The sequence below is a fragment of the Actinokineospora guangxiensis genome, assembly GCF_042657845.1.
In the GTDB taxonomy this organism is placed as follows: Bacteria; Actinomycetota; Actinomycetes; order Mycobacteriales; family Pseudonocardiaceae; genus Actinokineospora; species Actinokineospora guangxiensis.
On record NZ_JBHSKF010000017.1, the window covers coordinates 26,593 to 44,637 of the forward strand.

Here is an 18,045-nt window from a genome sequence, read left to right on the forward strand (position 1 = left end):
CTGCTCACCGCCGGAGTTGCCACGCCGACCGCGCACGAGCGACCCGCGCTGTCCACCGCCGCGCGCAGCCGCTGCCCCACCCAGTACACCCGCCTAGAACCCCGACACCACCGGCAGCCGCAGCACCGTCCCCGCCAGATCCACCCGAACCTCCCCACCACCCCCCTCAGGCAACGCCGCCCGATCAGTCCCCCCCACCACCAACCCCACCCGATGCCCAGCCGGAATCACCACGTCCACCGCCCCCAGCGGAAACTCCACCACCCCACCCGCCCGAGCCCACGCCGTGGCCAGCACCCGCCGATCCACCACACTCGTCGGCGTGGCCGTGTCCAGGTAGCAAGCACTGTCCACCCCCGTGCTCTCCCCCCAGCACGACCGACTCCCCACCTTCCGCACGCCCTCATCCGCCCGGTCGCGAGCCCGGACCGGCCCGAAGTCCACCAACACCGCGCTGACCCGGTCCCCCTCAGCCGCCAGCCGCAGCGACGCCACCCCCGACAACCGCGTCTCCACCGTCAACGGCGGGGTGCGAAACAGCAACCGCCCCGACTCCGGATCAGTGAGCCAAGCCTCGGCGGGCCGCTGGTCATCCGCGAACGCCAACACCCCTTCCCCCGGAACCGCCCCCAACCCCCCGTCCGCCGTCGGGCGGTACTCCACCGACCCTCCAGCCGGCCACCCCGGGTACTCCGACCACCGATCGGGCGCATGCTCCACCGACAACCCGGTGGGTGCCCCGTTGTCCAACCCCAGCAGGTAATGGTCAAACCACTGGTGCAGAGCCGCGACCCACTCCGCGCGCCGGAAGTCGAACGGGTCGGCGTGCCCCGCCTGCCCCAGCCAGATCCGCTTCGGCGTGGTCACCAGCGGCCACCACAGTCCCAAGTGGAGCGGCCGGACGTTGGTGTCCCCCAGCCCGTGCACCGCGAACACGCTGGCCCGCACGTTCCCCGCCGTGCGCCGGTAGTCCCGGGCCCGCCACATCTCGTCGTCGGGGTTCAGCGACGGGGCGGCCAGGCCGCCGTACGGGCAGCCCTTGTCGTTGTCGACCTGCGCCGCCAACCCCGCGGGCGTGCCGCTGTCCAGCTCGGTCCCGTTGGCCCGGTAGTAGTCGTACCAGGACGAGATCGCCCCGATCGGGACGATGGTGCGCAGTCCCTCGACCCCGGTGCCCGCCAGCCCGATGGCGATGGTCCCGTCCCAGGACTTCCCGACCATGCCGACGTCCCCGGTCGACCAGGTCGCCGCCGCCGTCTCCCCGCCGGCGACCGACGTGTGGCCCGTGGCCCGCCCGTTGAGCCAGTCCACCACCGCCTTCGCCGCCCCGACCTCCCCCGGCCCCCCGACGTCCAGGCACCCGCTCGACCGCCCCGACCCCGGCAGGTCGACCTGCACGACGGCGTACCCGCGCGGCACGAAGTAGTTGTCCAGGAACAGCGGGAACGACGTCGGCGCGCCGCTGAGGTCGTAGGCCTTGAGCTGCTCCTCCAGCCCGCGCCCCAGCGTCGTGTTGTACGGGCTGGTCACCATGATCACCGGGACGGGCTTGGCGGTCCTCGGCCGGATGACGTCGGCGGCCACCCGGGCGGTGCCGGTGTCGACCCACACCGTGTGCCGCACGGCGTCGGCGTAGGAGTGGATCGGGGTGCTCACCGGCGCGACCGGGCGCGTCGGCGCGCACAGCACCGCCAGCAGCACGGCGACCAGCGCCCAGCGGCCCGCGGTCACGGCTTGCGGGTCAGGACGGGGGTGCGCAGGCCCGCGGCGGCGATCATCCCGAGGACGAGCACGATCACCGGCAGCACCAGCGTGGCTTTGGCGGCGTTGGTGAACCCGAGGTGGAAGGCGTCGGTGGCCAGGTCGCGCACCCGTTCGGCCAGCGACGGCGACCAGTCAGCGGGCACGGCCGGGCTCTCGCCGCCGAACTGGCTGGCGGTGTTGGCCGCGGCGCTGATCCGCTCGACGAACTCGCGCCGGTACCCGGCGGGCAGCAGTTCGGCGTAGTCGCGTGCCGCCGCGGGCACGGTGAAGCTCAGCCAGACCTGCAACAGCACCCCGGTCGACGCCGACCCGAGCACCCCGCCGACCTGCCGCGAGGTGTTGAACACCCCGGAGGCCGCGCCCGCCAGCTGCGGCGGCAGCCCGATGGTGGCCGCGGCCGTCAGCGGGGAGAACACCAGCCCGATGCCGATGCCCGCCACGACCAGGCCGGGGATCAGCGCGCCGGGCGCGGTGTCCGGCTCGGCCAGCACCGACAGGGACACCACTCCGAGGGCGAGCGCGCCGAGCCCGGCGACCACCAGCGGCCGTGCGCCCGCCGAGGAGAACAGCCTGCCCGCCGCCACCGCGGCGATCCCGGCGCCGACGGCCATCGGCGCGCACAGCAGCGCCGAGGCGAGCGGGTCCAGACCGAGGACGGTCTGCAAGTAGATGACCAGCGGCAGGAACATGCCGGTGGTGGCGAACCCGAGCGCGGCGTGGGTCAGGTTGGCCGCGCCGAAGGTGCGGTTGGCGAAGAGGCCCATCGGCAGCAGTGGGTCGGTCCTGACCCGGCGCTGCTGGATGAGGAACCCGCCGAGCAGCAGCAGCCCGATCCCGATGACCACCGGCACCGACAGCGGCCCGATGATCGCGCCCCACTGGTAGTGCTGCCCGTTCTGCACGCCGAAGACGACCAGCGCCAGCCCGGCCGAGGCGAGCACCGCGCCGAGGGTGTCGAAGCGGACCCGCCCGCTGGGCCGCCAGTCCGGCAGGAACACCGCGCCGACGACCAGCCCGGCCAGCCCGATCGGCAGGTTCAGCAGGAAGATCCACTCCCAGCCCGCGTGCTGCACGAGCAGCCCGCCGATGACCGGCCCGGCGATGGTCGCCACCCCGGACACCGCGCCCCACACCGCGATCGGCACCGCGCGCTTGTCCGCCGGGAACAGCCGGGTGATGAACGCCAGCGTCTGCGGCGTCATCAGCGCCGCGCCGAGCCCCTGCACGGCGCGGGCGGCGATGAGCGAGCCGGCCGAGCCCGCGAGTCCGCACCAGACGGACGCGGCGAGGAACACCGCGAGCCCGACCAGCAGCACCCGCTTGGGCCCGTAGCGGTCGCCGAGCCTGCCGGTGATCAGCAGCGGGACGGTGTTGGCCAGCAGGTACACGCTGTTGACCCAGATGACCTGGTTCAGCGTGGAGTCCAGGCCGGTGAGGATCGCCGGGACGGCGACGGTGACGATGGTGGAGTCCAGCATCACCAGGAAGAAGCAGGCGCACAGCGCGGCCAGCCCCACCCACGGCCGTTCCCGCATGCCTCACGCCCTCCTGGAAGTCTGCGGAGAGCCTAGGCCGTGCTGCGGGCGCGGGTGCGTGAGAGTCGTCAGCGGGGCAGGCCGGACGCGCGCCAGGCGCCGGGCCCGTGGTCCAGCGGCTTGCGGGTCTGCCCGGAGCGCGCCGCCCACGCCGAGGCGGGCGGGCGTTCCGGCTCGCCGCCACCGGAGGCGGCGGCGAGCACGACGGCGGTCAGGGCAGCCAGCTCCTCGGCCGTCGGCTCGCCCTTGACCACGCTGAACAGCGGCTTCTCCTCGGCGCTCACAGCGGGATGTTCCCGTGCTTCTTGGGCGGCAGGCTCTCCCGCTTGTCGCTGAGCATCCGCAGGGCACGGGCCACGTACCCGCGCGTGTGCGAGGGCGGGATGACCGAGTCGACGTAGCCGCGCTCGGCGGCGACGTACGGGTTGAGCAGCGTGTCCTCGTACTCGCGGTCGAGCTTGGCCCGCAGCGCGTCGACGTCCTCGCCTGCTTCGAGAGCCGCCTGCAGCGTCCGCCGGTGCAGGATGTTCGACGCACCGGAGGCGCCCATGACGGCGATCTGCGCGGTCGGCCAGGCCAGGTTGATGTCGGCGCCGAGGTGCTTGGACCCCATGACGTCGTACGCGCCGCCGTAGGCCTTGCGGGTGATGACGGTGACCAGCGGCACGGTTGCCTCGGCGTAGGCGTAGATCAGCTTCGCCCCGCGCCGGATGATCCCGTCGAACTCCTGGTCGGTGCCGGGCAGGAAGCCGGGCACGTCGACGAAGGTCAGCACCGGGATGTTGAACGCGTCGCACGTGCGCACGAACCGCGCCGCCTTCTCCGAGGCGTCGATGTCCAGGCACCCGGCGAACTGCGTCGGCTGGTTGGCCACGACCCCGACGCTGCGCCCCTCGACCCGCCCGAACCCGACCACGATGTTCGGCGCGAAGAGGGGGTGCACCTCAAGGAACTCGCCCTCGTCCACGACCCGGGTGATGACCTCGTGCATGTCGTAGGGCTGGTTGGCCGAGTCCGGGATCAGCGCGTCGAGTTCGAGGTCGGTGTCCTGCACGTTCTCGGCGACCGAGCCGTCCTCGGCGAAGCCGGGGAAGACGGGGGCGTCGGAGAGGTTGTTGGAGGGCAGGAAGGAGAGCAGCTCCTTGACGTAGGAGATCGCGTCTTCCTCGTCGGCGCCCATGTAGTGCGCGACGCCGGACTTGGTGTTGTGCGTGCGCGCGCCGCCCAGCTCCTCCAGCGTCACCTCCTCACCGGTGACGGTCTTGACCACGTCCGGCCCGGTGATGAACATCTGCGAGGTCTTGTCGACCATGACGATGAAGTCGGTCAGCGCCGGGGAGTAGACGTGCCCGCCCGCGTTCGCCCCCATGATCAGCGAGATCTGCGGCACCACCCCCGAGGCCCGCACGTTGCGCGAGAAGATCTCCCCGTAGAGCCCCAGCGACACGACCCCTTCCTGGATGCGCGCGCCACCGCCCTCGTTGATCCCGACGATCGGCCGCCCGGTCTTGATCGCCAGGTCCATCACCTTGACGATCTTCTCCCCGTACACCTGCCCCAGCGAGCCCCCGAACACGGTCACGTCCTGGCTGAACACACACACCGGCCGCCCGTCGACCGTCCCGTACCCGGTGACGACCCCGTCACCGTAGGGCCGGTTCTTCTCCAACCCGAAGTTCGTGGACCGATGCCGCGCCAACTCGTCCAACTCCACGAACGACCCGGGATCGAGCAGCAGGTCGATGCGCTCGCGCGCGGTCATCTTCCCCTTGGCGTGCTGCTTCTCCACCGCACGCGCGGAGCCCGCGTGCACGGCCTCGTCATACCGGCGGTAGAGGTCCGCCAGCTTGCCCGCCGTGGTGTGGAGGTCCGGCTCCCCGGCCTGCACCTGCCCGATCGGCTCGGTCGCGCTGCTCATGGGAGGCCACATTAGCGACGGTTAACGCGATTGGCGCTTAGTCGTAGCTCACATCACCGCCTCAGGCGGCGGTCGCCGCCCGCAGCTCCGTGCCCTCGAAGGTGGTGCCGAACGGCTCGTCCAGCTCCCCACTCCGCCGCAGGCAGCGGGATGATCGCGTGGTTCAGCTCCTCTGTCCCCCACCTCCCCCGAGCGCCGTCGCTGAGGCGGGCGTGCGCGGCGAACAGCGTGACTTGACCTCCACCGCGCTCAAGGTCGCACCATCCCGGTGCCCGGCTGCCCCTTCCCAGCTCCGACGGGTCAGCCGGGCTCCAGCCCTCTACGCTGGCAACCATGGCCGCACTAGATGCCGACACCCTGCGCAAGGCCCTGGTCGACGACGGCCCATACGCGGCCCTAGACGTCGTCGCCACCACCGGCTCCACCAACGCCGACCTCATGGCCGACCCAGACGCCCAGGACCGCACGGTCCTCATCGCCGAGGAGCAGACCGAGGGCCGGGGCCGCCGCTCCCGCGAGTGGGTCTCCCCGCCGGAGTCCGGCCTCTACCTCAGCGTCCTCCTCCGCCCGACCGTCCCCGCCGCCAAGCTCGGCGCGTTGTCCCTGGTGGCAGGCGTGGCCCTGGTCCGGACAGCCCGCCACGTCGGCCTCATGGCCTCCCTCAAGTGGCCCAACGACCTCCTCGCCGGAGCCTCCATGGCCAAGTGCGCGGGCATCCTCGCCGAGGTCACCGGCGACGCCGTCGTCGTCGGCATCGGCGTCAACGTCGGCCGACTCCCCCGCGAGGTCCCCGCGGGCGCGGGCGGTCTCCCCGCGACCTCCTTCCACGAGGAAGGCGCGAACGTCGACCGCGCCGAGGTGGCGCTGGCGCTGCTGCGCTCCTTCGCCGAGGTCGAGCGCTCCTGGCGCGGCGCGGGCGGCGACCTGGCGACCTCCGGCCTGCTCGCCGAGTACCGCGCCAACTGCGCGACGCTGGGCCAGCGGGTCCGCGTGGAGCTGCCGGGCGACGAGGCCAGGCAGGGTCTCGCGGTCGAGGTGGACGCCGAGGGGCGGCTGGTGGTGGACGTCGACGGGACCGCTCGGGCGATCTCGGCGGGTGACGTGGTGCATCTGCGCGCTTTGGCGTAGTCAGAGCGGTACGGTTGCCCTGTCAAGGCGCGAACGGAGGGACCACCGTGGCCTACCCCGACGACCTGCTCAGCGATGGCGAGCGTGTCGTGCTCCACAAGCACCCGCATTGGAAGATGCTGCTGCTGCCCTACCTGTACCTCATCGTGGTGCTGGGCCTGGGCATCTGGGCCGCCATCCTCGTCCAGGACCTCACCTGGGCCACGATCGCCTGGATCATCCTCGGCGCGCTCGCGCTGATCCTGGTGATCTTCCTGTTCTTCGTGCCGTTCGTGCGGTGGCGAACCACCCACTTCATCGTGACCACCGATCGGGTGATGGCCCGCGAGGGCGTCATCAACCGGACCGGGATCGACATTCCGCTGTCGCGGATCTCCAGCGTCCGCTTCGAGCACGGGCTGATCGACCGGATCGTCGGCTGCGGCACGCTGATCATCGAGTCGAGCGCCCAGGAGCCCCTGGAGTTCGACGACATCCCGCGCGTGGAGAAGGTCCACACCCTCCTCTACCGCGAGGTCAACGACAACCCCAACGACGATTACAGCCGGGTCGATGGCCGCCAGTGACCTCGGCCTGCCCCAGGTGGTGCCCTCGGACCTCCCGTCCCGGGTCACCATCTGGGAGGTGGGCGCCCGCGACGGCCTGCAGAACGAGCAGACAGTCGTCCCGGTGGACGTCAAGGTCGAGTTCCTCGCCCGCCTGGCCGACGCGGGCCTGACGACCCTGGAGGCGACCAGCTTCGTCCACCCGAAGTGGGTCCCCCAGCTCGCCGACGCCGCCGACGTCCTCGCCGCTCTCTCCCCTGTGGACGGTGTCCGCTACCCCGTCCTGGTCCCCAACGAGAAGGGCCTCGACCGCGCCCTGGCCGCGGGCGTGCGCCACATCGCCATCTTCGGCAGCGCCACCGAGACCTTCGCCAAGCGCAACCTCAACCGCTCCCTGGACGAGCAGTACGCCATGTTCGAGCCCGTGGTCACCCGCGCCACCGCCGAAGGCCTGGCCGTCCGCGCCTACGTCTCCATGTGCTGGGGCGACCCCTGGGAGGGCCCGGTGGACCCCGCCCAGGTGGCCGCCGTCGCCACCCGCCTCATGTCGATGGGCTGCACCGAACTCTCCCTGGGCGACACCATCGGCACCGCCACCCCCGGCCACGTCCAGGCCGTCCTCACCGCCGTGACCAGAAGCGTCCCCATCTCCGCGGTGGCCGTCCACTTCCACGACACCTACGGCCAGGCCCTCGCCAACACGCTGACCGCCCTCCGCGCCGGCGTGACCACAGTGGACTCCAGCGCGGGCGGCCTCGGCGGCTGCCCCTACGCCGAGTCCGCCACCGGCAACCTGGCCACCGAGGACCTGGTCTGGATGCTCGACGGCCTGGGCGTCAGAACCGGCGTCGATCTGGCGAGACTGGCCGACACCAGCGCCTGGATGTCCACCCAGCTGGGCCGCCCCAGCCCGTCCCGAGTGGTCCGCGCCCTGCGCGGCTGACCCCCTCACCGCCGAGGCGCGAACGCGGCCACCTCGGCGATCGCGTCGAGCGAGTCGTGGTCGAACTGACCGCCCAGCACGTTCTCCGCCTCGGCGACGGTGACGGACGCGCCGTTGCTCACCCTGCCGTAGCGCAGCCCGGTGAACCGCACGTCACCGAGGTCCAGCACCGATCCGCCGAGTGGAGCGATGTCGCCGGAACCCTGCTCGTCCATCAGCACCGCGAACCGCCGCGCCGTCCCCGCCCCGCGCAGCCCCACCCACGCGATCGAGACCACCGCGGTGTTGCCTGAGCTGTCGGCGACGGTGAACAACACCCGCTCCAGCCGGGTGCACCCGTGTCGGGCCAAGAAGTCCTGGACCCGGCCGAAGGAAGCGCCCACGCAGGATGCCCGCTGTGTGGCGGCCCGACGCACCTGCCGCACCCCCATCCGGCTCCACGCCCGGTCGAGGTCGCCCCGAGCCGCGGACTTCTGCGCGTCGGCCTTGCGCGCCCGCAGTTGCGCGGGCGACCCGCCCAGGCGCACCGAGCCGACCGATCCGTGACCCACGACCGAACCGGCCCCACCCCCCACACCACCGAGCCCGCCGCCTCCGACCGCGATCGCCCCCACTGCGACCACCCCCGCGACGACCACGGCGGGCGTTCGCCTCTTCGTGATCGGCCTCCGACGACCCTGAGCATCCGTGTAGAAGTCCGACATCATCACCCCCAGTGATATCCGCCAACACACCGTGTCCGAATGTAGCCACGGCGGTCGACAAAGTGGAGGGAATCGTCCGAACTGGAAACCCGCAGACAGCGGGGACCGCGCCACGAGCGACGCGGTCCCCGGACCGCTACTCCCAGCGGTGGGCCACGTCGATCACCAGGCGCGATCCCGTCCCCGGCCCGTCAAGCACCAGGACCCGGAACGGCAGCCGGGCCCGGACGCCGAGCCCCACCGTCGTCTGCCCCTCGAAGGACCCGGCCCACGCCACCTGCCGGAACGTGTCCCACCCGCCGACGTTCACCAGTTCGGCGCGGTTCGCGGGCGTGTACGTCGGCGCCCCCGCCTCGTTGTAGGCGGGCGCCGTCGCCACGATCTGGAGCTTGGCCCCGCCGCGCAGCGGCACCAGCTCCCCCGAGCCGTCCATGTACACCTGGTCGACGTAGCGCACGGTGTACCCGTCAGCCCCGGGCGACCGGACGTCGATCACCAGCCGGTCCCAGCACTGGTGCCGCCCGCCGCGCACCCCCGTCAGCTCCCCCGTCGTGGACGGAGCCGCCGTCTTCGGCAGCGATCCCCACGAGAGCCCGCAGTACCCCTGCGTCGCCGCGGCGGTCCCCGACGTCAGCGCCGCGACGGCCCCCACGGCGATCACCGCTGCGGCGATCCGTCTGCCCCACTTGCCTCGCATCGCAATCTCCTCCCCTACGAGTGACGGCTGTCACGGAGGAGGAGACGCCTGACCCCGGCCGGGGGTTGTCAGCTCGTCGGAGCCGGACCGATTCCGTTGCACGGCCGTGTCCGCAGGTCCGACACGTAGTCCGCGGGAGCCCCGGCGGCCTCGGCCGCGTCCGCGATGACCCCCAGGTACCGCGCCGAGGGCAGTCCGCCCTCATAGTCGTTCAGCACGTACAGCCACGCCAGGACCGACCCCTCCATCGTCTGCACCCGCAGCCGGATCTTGGAGTGCAGGGCCATCTCCGGCCCTTCCCACTGGTCGAGGTTGTTCTCGTCGTCGTCCACCACGTCGTAGATGACGACGAAGACCTGCGAGTCGGGGTCCTCGACGATCGTGGAGAGCGCTCCCTCCCAGCCAAGGTCCTCACCGCCGAAGGTCAGCCGCCAGCCGACCAGCCAGCCCGCGCCCACCATCGGCGAGTGCGGGGCGCGCTTGGCCATCTGGGTGGGGTCCATGTTCGAGCCGTAGGCGGCGTAGAGCGGCACCCGGACAGCGTAGCGAGTGTGAGCGGTGGCGGCAGGCGGGCACGCGGGTCAGCGTTCGCCCTGCGCGGACGGCGCATAGGGTGTCGGCGGACGCGTGAGAGTGGAGGCAACCCCGGTGACCAGGATCGTGATCATGGGCGGTGGGCCCGCCGGCTACGAGGCGGCTCTGGTCGCGGCGCAGCACGGGGCCGAGGTCACCGTGGTCGAGCGGGACGGGCTGGGCGGGGCCTGCGTGCTCTACGACTGCGTCCCGTCGAAGACGTTCATCGCCTCCGCGGCGGCCCGCAACGCCTTCCGCGACGCCGACGAGCTGGGCATCGGCACCGACGACGTCGACTCCACGGTGCACCTGCCGGTCGTGCGCGGCCGGGTCAAGGGCCTGGCGCTGGCCCAGTCGGCCGACATCCGCAACCGCCTCCAGCGCGAGGGCATCCGCCTGCTCAGCGGCACCGCCCGCTTCTGCGACGACCGCGCGGGCCTGGCCGCGCACCGCGTCGCCGTGCAGACCCTGGCCGGGGAGTCGGAGGTGATCGACGCCGACGTCGTCCTCATCGCCACCGGCGCGACCCCCCGGGTGATCCCCGGCGCCGAGCCCGACGGCGTGCGCGTCCTCGACTGGCGTCAGATCTACGACCTGGAGGAGCTGCCCGAGCACCTGGTCGTCGTCGGCTCCGGCGTGACCGGCGCGGAGTTCGCCTCGGCGTTCATCGAGATGGGCGTCAAGGTCACCGTCATCTCCAGCCGCGACCGGGTGCTGCCGCACGAGGACGCCGACGCCGCCGTGGTGCTGGAGGACGTCTTCGCCGAGCGCGGCACGACGCTGGTCAAGCATGCCCGCGCCGAGCGCATCGACCGCGACCGCGACGGCGTGGTCGTGCACCTCAAGGGCGGGGAGACCGTCCGCGCCAGCCACGCGCTGATGACCGTCGGCTCGGTCCCCAACACCTCCGACATCGGCTTGGAGCGCGTCGGCATCGAGCTGGCCCCCGGCGGCTTCATCGCCGTCGACCGGGTCTCGCGCACGCCCGTGCCCGGCGTCTACGCCGCGGGCGACTGCACCGGCGTGCTGATGCTGGCCTCGGTGGCGGCCATGCAGGGCCGCATCGCGATGTGGCACGCCCTGGGCGAGGGCGTCGCCCCGATCAAGCTCAAGACCGTCGCGGCGAACGTCTTCACCCAGCCCGAGATCGCCACCGTCGGCATCAGCCAGGCCACCATCGACAAGGGCGAGGTCCCGGCGCGCACGATCATGCTCCCGCTCGCGACCAACGCGCGGGCGAAGATGGAGGGCCTGCGCCGCGGCTTCGTCAAGCTGTTCTGCCGCCCGGCCACCGGCGTGGTGATCGGCGGGGTGATCGTCGCGCCGAGCGCCAGCGAGCTGATCCTGCCGATCGCGCTGGCCGTGCAGAACCAGCTGACCGTCGATGACCTGGCCCTGACCTTCTCGGTCTACCCGTCGCTGTCCGGCTCGATCACCGAAGCGGGACGCCGCCTGATGCGCCACGACGATCTTGACTAAGGTCTCCACGATCGGGCGGTGACTTCCCGGTCACCGTCGGGTACGGCTACCCGCTGCGTGATCATGGCGTCGCAAGGTCGGGTGAACGCGCCCAATGACCTTTCGCAGCGCTCCACGGAGCCGGTACGTCTGGAGACCCGATTCGTGATGGAGGCGACCATGTCCCGTCGCACCGAATGCCCGGAGTGCCTCGGCTCCGGCCTCGCGCCCAACCGCAGGGACTTCTGCAAGCGCTGCGGCGGCATCGGCCAGGTCCCCAGACCGGCCGCCCGCACCCCGCTGACCGCCACCAGATGATGCGACGCCCCCCGCATGGCGCGGATGCGGGGGGCGTCGCGGCGAGGGTGGTCAGTCCTCGTCATCCACCCAGTCGAAGGTGCGGGTCACCGCCTTCTTCCACTTCGCGTAGGTGCGGTCGCGCTTGTCCTCGGACAGCTCGGGGGTCCACTCCTTGTCCTTGGCCCAGTTGGCCCGGATGTCGTCCTCGCTGTCCCAGAACCCGACGGCCAGGCCCGCCGCGTAGGCCGCGCCGAGCGCGGTCGTCTCGGCGACGACCGGCCGGATGACCGGCACGCCGAGGATGTCGGCCTGGAACTGCATGAGCAGCTCGTTGGCGACCATGCCGCCGTCCACCTTGAGCGCGGTCAGCGGCACCCCGCTGTCGGCGTTCATGGCGTCGATGACCTCGCGCGTCTGGAACGCCGTGGCCTCCAGGACCGCCCTGGCCAGGTGGCCCTTGTTGACGTAGCGGGTCAGGCCGACGATCGCGCCGCGGGCGTCGGAGCGCCAGTAGGGCGCGAACAGCCCGGAGAACGCCGGGACGAAGTAGCAGCCGCCGTTGTCCTCGACCTGGCGGGCGTGCTCCTCGATCTCGGCCGCGCTGCCGATCATGCCCAGGTTGTCCCTGATCCACTGCACCAGCGAGCCGGTGACCGCGATCGAGCCCTCCAAGGCGTACACCGGGTCCGCCGAGCCGATCTTGTAGCAGACGGTGGTGAGCAGGCCGTTCTCGCTCATGACCTGCTCGGTGCCGGTGTTGAGCAGCACGAAGTTGCCGGTGCCGTAGGTGTTCTTGGCCTCGCCCGGCGACAGGCACGCCTGCCCGAAGGTCGCGGCCTGCTGGTCGCCCAGGATGCCCGCGATCGGCACGCCCGCCAGCGCGCCGCGCGCGCGGACCTTGCCGTACTCCTCCGACGATGACCGGATCTGCGGCAGCATGGACAGCGGGATGCCCATCTCCCCGGCGATGTCGGCGTCCCAGTCCAGTGTGGACAGGTCCATCAGCAGGGTGCGGGAGGCGTTGGTCGGGTCGGTGGCGTGCACGCCGCCGTCGACCCCGCCGGTCATGTTCCACAGGACCCAGGTGTCCATGTTGCCGAACATGAGGTCGCCCGCCTCGGCGCGCTCGCGGGCCCCGTCGACGTTGTCGAGGATCCAGCGGACCTTGGGCCCGGAGAAGTAGGTCGCCAGCGGCAGCCCGGTCGTGGACCGGTACCGCTCCTGCCCGCCGCCGAGGTCGCCCAGCTGGGTGGCGATCTTGTCGGTGCGGGTGTCCTGCCAGACGATGGCGTTGTAGACCGGCTCGCCGGTGCGGCGGTCCCAGACCACGGCCGTCTCGCGCTGGTTGGTGATGCCGACCGAGGCGATGTCGGAGACGGCCAGGTCGGCCTTGGCCAGCGCGCCCGCCGCCACCGCCCTGGTGTTCTCCCAGACCTCGGCCGGGTCGTGCTCGACCCAGCCCGCGCGCGGGAAGATCTGCTTGTGCTCGCGCTGGTCGATCGCGGCCACCTTGCCGTCGTGCGTGAAGATCATGCACCGCGTCGACGTGGTGCCCTGATCGATCGCGGCCACGTACTTCGTCATCAGATGTTCGCCTCTCCTAGACGGGTGGTCAGCCGGGCAGGATCTGGGTCAGCAGTCCGGCGAGGACCGCGCCGATGAGCGGACCCGCGATGGGCACCCACGAGTAGCCCCAGTCGGCCGGGCCCTTGCCCCGGATCGGCAGCACCGCGTAGGCGATGCGCGGTCCGAGGTCGCGCGCGGGGTTGATGGCGTACCCGGTGGGGCCGCCCAGCGAGTTGCCGATACCGACGACGACGAACATCACCGCGGCGTAGCCGAGCGCGGAGTTGCCGAAGTTCGGCACGCCGCCGTCCTGCATGGAGATCGTCGGCGAGGTCAGGATCCAGATCACCAGCACGAACGTGCCGACGACCTCGGTCACGGTGTTCCAGAACCGGTTCGGCACCGTCGGCCCGGTGCAGAAGATGCCGCGCGTGTTCTCCGGCTCGTCATGGGTGTCGAACTGCATCTTGTAGGTCACCCAGCAGAGCACCGCGCCGATGAACGCGCCGATGAACTGGCCGAGGAAGTACGCGGGCACATCGGCCCACGGCAGCTGCCCCGAAGAGAGCAGTCCCACGGTGACGGCCGGGTTCAGGTGCGCCCCGGACGGCGCGGCGATGCTGGCGCCCACGAAGACCGCGAAGCCCCAGCCGAAGTTGATCAGCAGCCAGCCGCCGTTGAAACCCAGGGACTTCTTGAGCACCGTGTTGGCCACGACGCCGCAGCCCAACAGCGTGAGCGCCGCGGTGCCCATCAGTTCCCAGAGAAGGATCTCGCCGAAGGTCAGGTCCACGTCGGTCTCCCCTCAACCTGCCTAGAGGGCGGCCTCCCGCGCGGGCGGCGACGGTGCCTACCCTGAGTGACCTCGGACGCTACCCCTGGCGGCACCTGCTGTAAACAGCCACATCGACGCACCTGTCACCCGAACGCGCGACGCGCCCCGCGTCCACATCCGAGGCTGTCCCCGCGGACAACCCGCCCGCCCGGCGTGAGGTTTCTCCCCGCCCGACGGACAGCCGGCCAGGGCGCGGAGAGGTAGCGTGGGGCGGGTGACGACCGGAGGTGGGAACGTGGGCGGGCAACACTCCACAGCGGACCGGTTCGGCGGGGCGCTCGGGCCTGAACAGCGCGAGCGCGCGTGGGCGGACCTGGGCGAGCAGCGCTTCGACGTGGTCGTGGTCGGTGGCGGGGTGGTCGGCGTCGGCACGGCGCTCGACGCGGCGACCCGGGGGCTCAAGGTGGCCCTGGTCGAGGCGCGTGACCTGGCCTCGGGGACCTCCAGCAGGTCGAGCAAGCTCTTCCACGGCGGCCTGCGCTACCTGGAGCAGCTGGAGTTCGGCCTGGTGCGCGAGGCCCTGCGCGAGCGGGAGCTGATGCTGACCCGCCTGGCCCCGCACCTGGTCAAGCCGGTCAGCTTCCTCTACCCGCTGTCGAACCGCGTCTGGGAGCGCCCGTACACCGCGGCGGGCCTGTTCCTCTACGACACGATGGGCGGCGCCCGCAGCGTCCCCGGCCAGAAGCACCTGTCGCGCTCGGGCGCGCTGCGCCTGGTCCCGGCCCTCAAGCGCGACGCCCTCATCGGCGGCATCCGCTACTTCGACGCCATCGCCGACGACGCCCGCCACACCATGACCGTCGCCCGCACGGCGGCGCACTACGGCGCGGTCGTGCGCACGTCGACCCAGGTCGTGGGCTTCCTGCGCGAGTCCGACAGGGTCACCGGGGTACGGGTGCGCGACGTGGAGGACGGCCGCGAGACCGACGTCCGCGCCGAGGCCGTCATCAACTGCACCGGCGTCTGGACCGACGAGTTGCAGCGCGTCTCCGGCAGCCGCGGCCGGTTCCGGGTGCGGGCCAGCAAGGGCGTGCACATCGTGGTCCCGAAGGACCGGATCATCGCCGAGTCGGGCCTGATCCTGCGCACGGAGAAGTCGGTGCTGTTCGTCATCCCGTGGCGCAACCACTGGATCGTCGGCACCACCGACACCGACTGGAACCTGGACCTGGCCCACCCGGCCGCCACCCGCGCCGACATCGATTACATCCTCGACCACGTCAACACGGTCCTGGCCCGCCCGCTGACCCACGACGACATCGAGGGCGTCTACGCGGGTCTGCGCCCCCTGCTGGCGGGCGAGAGCGAGGAGACCTCCAAGCTCTCCCGCGAGCACGCCGTCGCCCGGGTGTCGCCCGGCCTGGTCGCCATCGCGGGCGGCAAGTACACCACCTACCGGGTGATGGCCGCCGACGCCGTCGACGCCGCCTCGGTCGACCTGCCCGGCAGGCTCCAGCCCAGCATCACCGACCAGGTCCCCCTCCTGGGCGCCGACGGCTACCACGCCCTGGTCAACCAGGCCGACCTCCTCGCCGCCGAACACGGCCTGCACCCCTACCGCGTCCGCCACCTCCTGGACCGCTACGGCTCCCTGCTGCACGAGGTCCTGGAACTCGCCAAGGACCGCCCCGACCTCCTCAAACCCCTCGACGGCGCCGCCGACTACCTCCGCGTGGAGGCCGTCTACGCCGCCAGCCACGAGGGCGCGCTGCACCTGGAGGACGTCCTGGCCCGCAGGCTCCGGGTGAGCATCGAGTACCCCCACCGCGGCGCGGACTCCGCCCGCCAGGTCGCCGACCTGGTCGGCGAGGTCCTCGGCTGGGACGAGAAGACCCGCGAGCACGAGGCCCAGCTCTACCTCTCCCGGGTGGCGGCCGAACGCGCCTCCCAGTCCGAAGCCGACGACACCGCCGCCGACGCCAGCCGCATCGCCGCGCCGGAGGCCAGGGACAAGCTGACCGACCTGGTGTAGCCCCAGGGCCGCCCTCGACCAGGGGGCGGCCCTACTCGTCCTCGTCCACCCCGTACCGCCGATGTGACTCCACCGTCTGGGCGATCCGCCGCAGTGCCGCCAAAGCCGTGTCCCCCAACAGCGTCCCCACGATGACGCTCTCCAGCATCTGGTCCACGTCCTTGCCCTCCACGTAGTCCAGATCCGCCCGCGCCACCTCCTCGCACGCCCGCCCGTGCGCCACAAAAGTAGGCGCGAAGTCGTGCCCCAGCTCCCGCCCGGCCGCCAACACCGCCGCCAGCGTCCGCGCCGAGGGATGCGAACAGGCGTCCTCCCACCCCAGCTCCGCCAGCACCGCCTCCACGGCCGCCAGCGACGCGTCGTCCACCGCGTCGACCTCGGGGATCAGGCTCTTGGACACCCTCCCCATCAGCTGGTCGTCGTCGCTCTCCTGGTCGTCGATCGCGGCCACGATCTCCCGCACCGAGGCCAGCGACAGCCCGCCCAAGTCGACCATGGCCCGGATCAGCCGGAGCCTGCGGATGTGCGACTCGTCGTAGCGGGCCTGGTTCTTGCTGGTCCGCTCACCTGCGGGAAGCACCCCTTCCCGCAGGTAGAACTTGATCGTGGGCACCGGCACGCCGGTTTCCCTGCTCAGTTCGGCGATCCGCACGCGCCGTACCTCCGGGTCGATCTCAGGGTTCTCCCGCATTGCTGTTGCGGACCCCACGTGGATAGTGTAACTATCGAAAGCAGCGAGCACCACTATCCATTCATGGGAGCACCACCATGTTAGCCAGCTGGAACCGTCCGTTCATCCTCTTCACCGTAGTCATGACGGCCGTCGCCGCCGTCTCCGTAGGGGGCCTCATCCTGGACGACCGGGTCCTGCTCGGCGCTCCCGTCTGGCTCAAGCCGCTGAAGTTCTCCCTGTCCTTCATGGCTTTCGGTCTCGCCTGGGCCTGGCTGATCTCGCTGCTGCCCAAGCGCTCGACCACGCTCAACATCACTTCCGCCGTGATCATCCTGACCGCCCTCGGTGAGATGGTGATCCTGCTGACGCAGACCGTGCGCGGCAAGGAGAGCCACTTCAACATCGCCACCGACTTCGACGCGCTGCTGTTCAACCTCATGGGGATGACCATCATCATCTTCTGGATCGCCACCTTCGTCGCCTCGGTGATCATCGGCGCGCGCCGCCTCGGCGGCCGCGCGAACACCCTCGCCATCCGCCTCGGCCTGGGCATCTCGCTGGTCGGCATGCTGCTCGGCGTCCTCATGACCACCCGGGAGAGCAGCCGCGAGGGCTTCGCGGGCACCCACTCCGTCGGCGTGGTCGAGGGCGGCCCCGGCATGCCGCTGACCAACTGGAGCACCACCGGCGGAGACCTGCGCGTCGCCCACTTCGTCGGCCTGCACGCCCTGCAGGCCCTGCCCCTGATCGCCCTCGCCCTGACCCTGCTGGCCGCCCGCTGGGCCGTCCTCAGGTCCGAGGAGGTCCGCGTCCGGATGATCTGGACCGCCGGTCTCGTCTACGCCGCCCTGATCGCCCTCACCACCTGGCAGGCCCTGCGCGGCCAGGCCCTGCTCAGCCCCGACTGGCTGACCCTGGCCACCTTCGCGGTCATCGTCGGCGGCGGCGCGGCGGGCGTGTCCTGGGCCAAGTCCGCCGACCGGGAACTGGTGGCCTCGTGACCTCCTTCCTCTTCGACCTCGCCTTCTACGTCACGGTCCCGTTCTGGCTGCTGATGGTCGTCGCCCCGCGCTGGTCGGTCACCCAGACCGTCATCGGCAGCCCGCTGATCGTGCTGCCCGGCGTCGTCATCTGGGCCGTCCTCGCCGTCCCGATCTTCCCGGAGGTCTGGGCCGCGGTGACCAGCCCGTCGCTGGATGTCCTGCGCGACCTCGTCGCCGACGACCGCGCCATCGCGCTGCTGTGGACGCAGATCCTCGCCTGGGACCTGTTCCTCGGCCGCTGGGTCTTCCTGGAGTCGCGCAGGCTGGACATGAACCCCTTCGCAATGGGCCCGCTGCTGGTCCTGCTGATCATGCTGTCGCCGCTGGTCCTGCCGGTCTTCCTGGTTCTGCGCGCGAACGCCCGGCGGCGGGTGGAGCAGCCCGCGTAGGC

18 protein-coding genes are annotated in these 18,045 nt (G+C 71.5%); 8 read left to right on the forward strand and 10 right to left on the reverse strand.

Going from position 1 to position 18,045, the window contains the following annotated elements:
• Nucleotides 1–93: 93 nt before the first annotated feature.
• From ACFPM7_RS25655 to ACFPM7_RS25670, 4 genes are all read right to left on the reverse strand, one after another.
• The gene (locus ACFPM7_RS25655) at nt 94–1,731 is read right to left on the reverse strand and encodes a CocE/NonD family hydrolase (RefSeq protein WP_378250341.1); all 1,638 of its coding nucleotides are present in this window, start codon (nt 1,729–1,731) and stop codon (nt 94–96) included.
• Entirely contained in the window at nt 1,728–3,299 is a 1,572-nt protein-coding gene (locus tag ACFPM7_RS25660; protein ID WP_378250342.1) for a DHA2 family efflux MFS transporter permease subunit, read from the reverse strand. The genes ACFPM7_RS25655 and ACFPM7_RS25660 overlap by 4 nt, the downstream gene beginning before the upstream one ends.
• Before the next feature lie 68 nt (nt 3,300–3,367).
• A complete protein-coding gene (locus ACFPM7_RS25665) occupies nt 3,368–3,583 on the reverse strand; it encodes an acyl-CoA carboxylase subunit epsilon (RefSeq protein ID WP_378250343.1) in 216 nt (71 codons plus the stop codon).
• Nucleotides 3,580–5,217 carry an acyl-CoA carboxylase subunit beta gene (locus ACFPM7_RS25670; protein WP_378250344.1) on the reverse strand — a complete coding sequence of 546 codons (1,638 nt, stop codon included), beginning with the start codon at nt 5,215–5,217 and terminating at the stop codon, nt 3,580–3,582. Before ACFPM7_RS25670 ends, ACFPM7_RS25665 begins: the two co-directional genes overlap by 4 nt.
• Before the next feature lie 333 nt (nt 5,218–5,550).
• Between ACFPM7_RS25670 and ACFPM7_RS25675 the strand changes: the two genes are divergently transcribed.
• From ACFPM7_RS25675 to ACFPM7_RS25685, 3 genes are read left to right on the forward strand one after another with little or no spacing between them, the layout of a single operon-like run.
• Complete coding sequence (locus tag ACFPM7_RS25675) at nt 5,551–6,345, forward strand: biotin--[acetyl-CoA-carboxylase] ligase (RefSeq protein WP_378250345.1); 795 nt, start codon at nt 5,551–5,553, stop codon at nt 6,343–6,345.
• A 47-nt stretch (nt 6,346–6,392) separates the two neighbouring features.
• Nucleotides 6,393–6,911: a PH domain-containing protein gene (locus ACFPM7_RS25680; protein WP_378250346.1), complete on the forward strand. Its 519-nt coding sequence runs from the start codon at nt 6,393–6,395 to the stop codon at nt 6,909–6,911.
• Nucleotides 6,898–7,833 carry a hydroxymethylglutaryl-CoA lyase gene (locus ACFPM7_RS25685; RefSeq protein ID WP_378250347.1) on the forward strand — a complete coding sequence of 312 codons (936 nt, stop codon included), beginning with the start codon at nt 6,898–6,900 and terminating at the stop codon, nt 7,831–7,833. Before ACFPM7_RS25680 ends, ACFPM7_RS25685 begins: the two co-directional genes overlap by 14 nt.
• Nucleotides 7,834–7,838: 5 nt before the next feature.
• On the opposite strand, the gene ACFPM7_RS25690 is transcribed toward ACFPM7_RS25685, so the two are convergent.
• The 3 genes from ACFPM7_RS25690 to ACFPM7_RS25700 all read right to left on the reverse strand — a co-directional run bounded on the left by ACFPM7_RS25690 (nt 7,839) and on the right by ACFPM7_RS25700 (nt 9,767).
• The gene (locus ACFPM7_RS25690) at nt 7,839–8,384 is read right to left on the reverse strand and encodes a hypothetical protein (RefSeq protein ID WP_378250348.1); all 546 of its coding nucleotides are present in this window, start codon (nt 8,382–8,384) and stop codon (nt 7,839–7,841) included.
• Between the two features lie 289 nt (nt 8,385–8,673).
• Entirely contained in the window at nt 8,674–9,234 is a 561-nt protein-coding gene (locus tag ACFPM7_RS25695) for an AMIN-like domain-containing (lipo)protein (protein ID WP_378250349.1), read from the reverse strand.
• Between the two features lie 68 nt (nt 9,235–9,302).
• On the reverse strand, nt 9,303–9,767 hold the full coding sequence (locus ACFPM7_RS25700) for a gamma-glutamylcyclotransferase (protein WP_378250350.1): 465 nt from the start codon (nt 9,765–9,767) through the stop codon (nt 9,303–9,305).
• Nucleotides 9,768–9,882: 115 nt separating this feature from the next.
• Here ACFPM7_RS25700 and ACFPM7_RS25705 point away from each other — a divergent pair, with 115 nt between their 5' ends.
• Nucleotides 9,883–11,286, forward strand: a complete 1,404-nt coding sequence (locus tag ACFPM7_RS25705; protein ID WP_378250351.1) for an NAD(P)H-quinone dehydrogenase — start codon at nt 9,883–9,885, stop codon at nt 11,284–11,286.
• Between the two features lie 159 nt (nt 11,287–11,445).
• Nucleotides 11,446–11,583, forward strand: coding sequence for a hypothetical protein (locus ACFPM7_RS25710; RefSeq protein WP_378250352.1), 138 nt, complete (start codon nt 11,446–11,448; stop codon nt 11,581–11,583).
• 51 nt (nt 11,584–11,634) lie between these two features.
• Here the strand turns inward: ACFPM7_RS25710 and glpK are convergent, their stop codons facing one another.
• Complete coding sequence (gene glpK / locus ACFPM7_RS25715) at nt 11,635–13,149, reverse strand: glycerol kinase GlpK (protein ID WP_378250353.1); 1,515 nt, start codon at nt 13,147–13,149, stop codon at nt 11,635–11,637.
• 28 nt (nt 13,150–13,177) lie between these two features.
• Nucleotides 13,178–13,918 carry an MIP/aquaporin family protein gene (locus ACFPM7_RS25720; RefSeq protein ID WP_378250508.1) on the reverse strand — a complete coding sequence of 247 codons (741 nt, stop codon included), beginning with the start codon at nt 13,916–13,918 and terminating at the stop codon, nt 13,178–13,180.
• A 283-nt stretch (nt 13,919–14,201) separates the two neighbouring features.
• Between ACFPM7_RS25720 and ACFPM7_RS25725 the strand changes: the two genes are divergently transcribed.
• On the forward strand, nt 14,202–15,938 hold the full coding sequence (locus ACFPM7_RS25725; protein ID WP_378250354.1) for a glycerol-3-phosphate dehydrogenase/oxidase: 1,737 nt from the start codon (nt 14,202–14,204) through the stop codon (nt 15,936–15,938).
• A 31-nt stretch (nt 15,939–15,969) separates the two neighbouring features.
• On the opposite strand, the gene ACFPM7_RS25730 is transcribed toward ACFPM7_RS25725, so the two are convergent.
• The gene (locus tag ACFPM7_RS25730) at nt 15,970–16,590 is read right to left on the reverse strand and encodes a MerR family transcriptional regulator (protein ID WP_378250355.1); all 621 of its coding nucleotides are present in this window, start codon (nt 16,588–16,590) and stop codon (nt 15,970–15,972) included.
• Between the two features lie 161 nt (nt 16,591–16,751).
• Between ACFPM7_RS25730 and ACFPM7_RS25735 the strand changes: the two genes are divergently transcribed.
• Nucleotides 16,752–17,612: a hypothetical protein gene (locus ACFPM7_RS25735; protein ID WP_378250356.1), complete on the forward strand. Its 861-nt coding sequence runs from the start codon at nt 16,752–16,754 to the stop codon at nt 17,610–17,612.
• On the forward strand, nt 17,609–18,043 hold the full coding sequence (locus tag ACFPM7_RS25740) for an ABA4-like family protein (protein ID WP_378250357.1): 435 nt from the start codon (nt 17,609–17,611) through the stop codon (nt 18,041–18,043). Before ACFPM7_RS25735 ends, ACFPM7_RS25740 begins: the two co-directional genes overlap by 4 nt.
• The last annotated feature ends 2 nt before the right edge of the window (nt 18,044–18,045 follow it).